This window comes from Vibrio sp. M260118 (genome assembly GCF_036533755.1).
Classification (GTDB): Bacteria; Pseudomonadota; Gammaproteobacteria; order Enterobacterales; family Vibrionaceae; genus Vibrio.
Genome location: NZ_JATABG010000452.1, coordinates 1 through 4204 on the forward strand (window position 1 = coordinate 1; position 4204 = coordinate 4204).

General features: G+C 42.8%; 2 protein-coding genes and 1 pseudogene. 2 read left to right on the plus strand and 1 reads right to left on the minus strand.

The window, feature by feature from the left end; genetic code table 11:
- Positions 1-1133, plus strand: a 1133-nt coding sequence (locus QTO00_RS18205; RefSeq protein WP_331426037.1) for an FIST signal transduction protein, incomplete at its 5' end; no start/stop codon positions are given.
- A pseudogene (locus tag QTO00_RS18210) lies at positions 1130-2747 on the plus strand (ATP-binding protein). The gene QTO00_RS18205 and the pseudogene QTO00_RS18210, both read left to right, overlap by 4 nt.
- Positions 2748-3383: 636 nt before the next feature.
- Here the strand turns inward: QTO00_RS18210 and QTO00_RS18215 are convergent.
- On the minus strand, positions 3384-4204 hold an 821-nt coding region (locus QTO00_RS18215; RefSeq protein WP_331426038.1), incomplete at its 5' end, for an HDOD domain-containing protein.

Consider the following 4204-nt stretch of genomic DNA (forward strand, 5'->3'; position numbering starts at 1 on the left):
GTAGCCAAATTAGCCGAACCAATTTAGTCAGCATTATTTGCTATTTCACACAAAACTACGGTGCCGAAAAACTTCGACTATCTTTTAAACAACATTTCCCCGAAACATCACTGATTGGTTGCTCTACTTGCAAAGGACTGATGACAGAGAGAGGGCTTCATTTTGGTCATGTTATCGGGTTAATTGCGATCTACGATTCCAAATCCACTGCTTACGGCAGCTGTATCGTCGCCATTGACAACAAGCAATCGACAGCGCATTCGACACAGCAAGCCATTGAAGTAGCGTTGAAAAAAGCCAACAGAATCGGTGAAATTCCAAGTTTTGCTATTGTTCACACCACTCCAGGTATAGAAGAACAATTGATTAGCGCTTTTGACAACGTTTTTAAAACACCAGTTCCGCTAATTGGTGCCACCGCCGCTGATAACGCCATCAAGGGCCAGTGGTCAATCTTCAACGAAGATGATTCAACAAATAGCGGACTCGCAGTACAGCTTTTGTTTCCATCCAAACCCCTAGCAACCGGATTTAGCGCAGGTTATTCACCAACAGAGTACTCTGGCGTAGTTACCAAATGTCACGATCGGGAAGTGATTGAAATAGACCATATCCCCGCTCAAGAGAGATACCGTAGTTGGATACTCAATCATGCCAACATTGATGTCCCAGAGTGGTTTAAGTTTCAAGTCGTTACCCAATACCCGTTAGGACGAATTGCGGGAACCCTATACAATCAACCGTATTACAAACTCTCCCATCCAATTCAGACCACGGATAATCAGGGAGTTCTTGTGTTCACCGACATTGAAGAAGGCGATAGAGTCACACTCATGTGTGGCGATAGAGAACAACTGATTCGTCGTCCTGCAAGAGTCATCCAAGAAGCAAGGCGTGCAAAACTGAATGCCAATCTATCCGGAGCAATATGTGTTATTTGTGCTGGAGCAATGCTTCACCTCGAGGATGACATGCAAAGTGTCTACGAGAAAATACTGCACGAAATGAACGGGATTCCATTCATTTGTCCATTTACCTTCGGTGAACAAGGGCGCTTCGTCAACGGAGACAATGGCCATGGAAACTTAATGATTTCTGTAGCTACATTCTATTCAGAGGTAGAAGCCTTATGAATTTGAAACAGCAAGAGCAACTACATGAAGCACTCATTGAGCTGAAGCAGAGCCAGGAACGAGAGGCAAAACTCGCTGGTGAGAACAAAGCAATCTTAGATGCTATCTCAAGTATTACGTTAGCAAGTAATAAGCAACAGATTTTTGCTGAACTGAAAACCGTTCTCTCCTTATATATCAACTTTTCTGACTTTCTCGTTCTCAGCAAAAACAACACAGATGATTCAGACTATCAGACAGTTCTGTCAACAAACCCAGAGTTTGAACAGATTGGCTGGCAAAGCCAAAATAAGTTTTATCGCGCGCTATCTGGCGAGTGCATCATTTTGTATCAACTAGACAAACTTGATGAGTTTATTCCTCTGCGCAAGACCGTTGGCGATGAGGTGCAGTGTGCTTTAATCACTGGCGCAAAAGGAGTTCTTACTGACTCAGTCATCGTCATGCTAGGAAAAAGAGAAGGGCAGTTTAGCTTAGAGTCTCGTGACACCCTGTCACGTTTTAGGCCCATTTTAGAGCGCGCACTCATCGACATTGAAAGGAACGAACAACTACAAGAACTGGTTGAGGTGAGAACTCGTCAGCTAAAACAAGCACAAGTCAAAGCAGAGAAAGCCAATGAAGCAAAATCACGCTTTTTGGCCATGATGAGCCACGAATTGCGCACGCCATTAAGCGCAGTTCTAGGTTACATTGATGTGTTACTTGGCGACTTGAATAATGAAAGCCAGATCAGGCTCTTGGAAAAAATGGAGTCTTCAGCTGAACTGCTACTCATTTTAATTGATGACATCTTAGAGTTATCGAGAATTGAAAGTGGCGAGTTTAATATTAACGTCCGAACTCATTTGGATCGACTCTGCTCGAGTGATCCAAATAGTATTTAATTTGGTAGGCAACGCAATTAAGTTTACTCATAGCGGACATGTATCGTTAGTTGCTACTGTTCGGGCTGGGCAATTAAGTATAGAAGTCTCTGACACTGGTATTGGCATCGACCGTACTCGCCAAGAGGCGATTTTTGCCGAATTCAAACAAGCAGACGATTCAATTACGCGGCAATATGGCGGCACTGGCTTAGGTCTAAGCATATCGAAGCACTTGGTCACGCTAATGAATGGTAACATTTCCGTTGTGAGTGCATCAGGGAAAGGCGCGACTTTTAGCATAAAGCTACCTGTCTCAATCAAAACCACTGAAAAGCCACACGGTGAAGCAATCACAAATGGTATTCATTGCGGTCAAACGCTAAAAGTACTGGTAGTGGAAGACACGCAAACCAACCAAATGGTGCTCAAACTCATTCTTGAACGTTTGGGGCACGAAGTGACCATAGTAAACAATGGTCAAGAGTCAGTAGAATTCGTTAGAGATAATATTAGCAGCGTAGATATTGTTTTTATGGATGTATCGATGCCGGTAATGGACGGGCTAACAGCAACAAAAGAGATTCGTAAGTTTTGCCAACATATTCCCGTCATTGCACTCACAGCGCACGCGATGACACAAGACAAACAAGCATGTTTAGATTCAGGAATGGACGCGTTTGTATCAAAGCCAATCAGAAGTAAAGAAATTCGCGCTGCAATAGAAACCGTACTAGGTGCTCACTAATAATCACATTTAATAATCTTCGATTACTAAATGTGATTATTAGGTATTTTATGGTAAATCAATTATGTTGAATGAAATGGCTCAAATCACAACAGATAGGGCCAACATCAGACTAGATTTCACGTACAATCATATTTAATTTAACATAATATGCATAATGCGTACTATCATATAGGCATTAGTCAGTGTCGTCCAGAGTTAAAATCGTTCTCTAACTTCTAATCGTTTCCTGGGCCTGACTCTTCACCAGTTAACTTCACGGCCACTCTCTACAACAAATCCAGAATCAATTATCGTGGTTAACACGATTACCTTGGAACTATCTAAACTGAAACTTTCGCACATTGTTAGCTAAACCAAGCTGCAGCTTGGACACTGATGCTTGTGACCAAATACTTGGCAGCGACAAATAACAAATCGCTGAAATTGTTACATCATCAAGCTTCAACGCTTCTCAGTAGCTCTAGGTGCAGGATAATTGTCGCAAAATACGATGCGTTTAGCGATGGCCAAGTTGATGCTCTTCCCGTTATAAAGCCAAGTTCGCTCGTTATATCTGTAGCATTGTTAACACTCAAAAGAGTCTATCTTGTTGGTGAAACCCTTATCTAGTTATAGTGCATCAACGATGCAAATCTAAACTGTTAAACCTACGCGACCAGGATTCATATCACGTATCATTTGCAACGCTTCTGCTGACATCTGTACGTTAGCAAACCAAAATGGCTTATGTTTGGCTACAAACGCATTACTGCGATCTAAAGTGTCGAACATTGCATAAGCTTGAGCTTGCGCCAAAGCAACGCCTGCGTCACTTCTCTCCAATACGGGAACACCGTCCAAGTCTTCTTCAAGCGCATTACGCAAAGGCAATGTAAAAGGTGTCCACTCAATCGAATCCACAACTTTGCGTGTTAACTCTCGCTCCAATTCACTGATTATACGCGGCAAAATGCTCAGATCTGGCGCCACTTCCCCACAAGCATAATACTCCTCTCGGAGTGAGTTCTCTCGATACCACTGCATCTTAGCAACCTGCGCATCTTCAAATAGCAGAGAAAAATGATTAACAATGGCGAAGTGACTGATGGTCCTTAGAACGCCAAGCAAGATACCCTGATGCGGGTTCTTCATCCCAGACTGTTCCATTCTTATTCGCGCCACATTAGCCGTTAGCACCATGTGTTGCCATAGCTTAGGGACGATACTTTTCGTCACTGGGTCATGCCATTTAAGAAGTGGCTTAGCCATTAATATTGGAAACAACAAGCTACAGGTATCAACACCAATCGCTCCTATCGCGATCAGGGCGTCTTGGATATTACGTGGGCTCTTCCCTATCCTCTGACAAAACTTGGGATTATTGACCAATTCCAAAACATTGGTCTTTAATTGATTGTCGTTGGTAGTAAGAACAGACAACTTGCTAAAGTTGACGGATGGTGAATACGCAATGC